Raw genomic sequence first — 2,092 nt, forward strand, 5'->3', positions numbered from 1 at the left:
CCGGCGTCTTCACGTGCAGGAAAGAGATTCCTGAAAAGTTCTCCCAGTTTCATTCCACCTCCGGCACGGAGCCGTGTGGCAACGGCATGGCGGCATGTTTCGCGGCGGCGACCGCGGCCGGTGGCAACGGCGGTGGGTTGCTCGTGGAAAGCCTGGGGCTGGCCTTGGCGCCGCCGGTCACGAAGATGCGCGTGGGCAGTGCGAAGTGCCGAAGCTGCAGCACATCGAGCGGCCCCGCGCTCGCATCGCTGCGCAACTGGACCCTCAGCGAGATGCCCTGGCTCGTATCGGGTGCCCACGTCAGCAGATAGCGCGCGTTGTCCTGCTGGGAGACCTTCGCGCGTTCCAGCAGCCGGATCAGCCCGAAACGTCCCTGCGCGTCCATTGCCGAGCGCAGGCCACCCTGCCCGGTCTGCCATTCGATGCGCGAGAGGTTCTCCAGCGATTGCCCGGGCCACTCGAACGGCACCCAGTCTTCTTTCTGGTTGAAGTAGTCGAGTGCACGCCCGGACAGCACAATCCTCATGTCGGTCACACCCGGCGTCGCAACGCCGCGCAGATCGAACCGGACATGCGCGTCGCCGGCCGGGAACAGCACCGTCGAAACACGGGTGAGGCGGTTCAAACCTTCAAGAAATCCCGGGTCGAGCCGCATCGCGTCCTGTTGCGAGCCATGGTCGGCACCTTGCGCGGCGACCCAGCGGTCGCCCTGTCGTTCGACGACGCCCGCCAGTTGCGTCGCAACGAACTGGGCGATCACCCCGTTGTCCGGCCGCATGAAGCGCGCCATCTCGGGCAATGATGCGTCGTTCTCCGAATCCGCAAACGGATAGCGGCCGCCGAAGGTGCGATTCCAGTCGGCCAGGATCGACGTGCGCCAGATGTCGTTCAGGCTTGCTGCCGCAGGCTGTACCACGGCCTGCCAGGTCTGGTCGAGCGGCGCCTGCAGCAACTGGCCGAAGCCGGCCCATTGCTGGCCGAGACTTGCTGCAACGCGGCTCGCGTAGTCGCGACTTTCAGCGATATCTGAGGTCTTGCCCTGCAGCACTGACTGCGCGGCAATGCGCGACATCGCATCCGTATCGGCGCTGTTCACCATCTGCTCGATCTTCAGGCGCATCGCGGTTACGCGTTCGAGATAGCGGGCAAGGCTCAGGTCGCCGGTGGCGGCCAGTTGTGCGGGAGCGTTGCCGGTTTTGCCTGACGCTGCAGGAATTACGTCGCTGCCGGTCAAGCGCAGGATCGGGCCGAATGCGATTGCAAGCGGCGCCAACTGGGGCTGTGCCTGTTTTGACGGATCTTTTTCGTCAGCGCCGACAAGTTGCTGCGCCTTGCTGATCAACGTGGCCGAGAGCGACTGCGTGCTTGCACCGGTACCTGCCTGGTACACGATTGCGTTCATCAACGCGACCATCGGCGAGCGTTGTGGGTCGCCCAGGAGATTGAGCTGGTCGGCCGTGGCCGAGAGCGTCGGCGCGGGCTGCCAGCGCAGACTGTTGAGGAACTGCTCCCAGGCCCGCGCGTAGTCGTCGAAGTAACGCTGGCGCAGTTCGGCCTTCAGCGTCGAGGGTGCCTGATTGGTGGCTTTTGCGTCGGAGAGCACCCAGTCGCCGGCAACGTTGCCCTTCTCGCTCGCCTCGTCGATTGCCTTCGCGATGCGTTCTTCCCAGGCTGCCCGAGTGAAGATGCCGGGGATGGTCTGCGTCGTGTTGAAGAGGCCGCGCCCTGTGGTATCACCCAGCAGCGTGGCCAGAGTCACCGGAGGGTACTTCGGCTTTGCGTCATCGAGAATCTGCAGGTAGACCGCATCGGTCGAGTTCTGGATGCCGCGCACGCCGATGATGGTTTGGCGCGTGGATGCGACCAGGCTGCTGTCCGGTACGATCGCAAGCGCTGAGCCGCTAGCCGCAGTCCGACGTCCGAGGTGGTTGGCAAAAAAGGGGATCGTGTGCTGGCGCAAGTCTTCCCACGTGCCTGATGAAAGCGGCGAATTGAGCGGGCGTGCGGGAACCGCTGTCGCGACCAGTTGCGGCGTGAGGAAGGATGCGACGGCGCGCTGCGGTTGAGCGAGCATCAGGTAGGCCTTGAGCGT

Annotated in this window: 1 protein-coding gene; it reads right to left on the bottom strand. The window is 64.7% G+C overall.

What is annotated here, in order from left to right; translation table 11 throughout:
- Positions 1–49: 49 nt before the first annotated feature.
- A partial coding sequence (locus BHE01S_RS35725; protein ID WP_042273199.1) for an ImcF-related family protein occupies positions 50–2,092 on the bottom strand: 2,043 nt, incomplete at its 5' end.

This window comes from Paraburkholderia heleia NBRC 101817 (genome assembly GCF_000739775.1).
In the GTDB taxonomy this organism is placed as follows: domain Bacteria; phylum Pseudomonadota; class Gammaproteobacteria; order Burkholderiales; family Burkholderiaceae; genus Paraburkholderia; species Paraburkholderia heleia.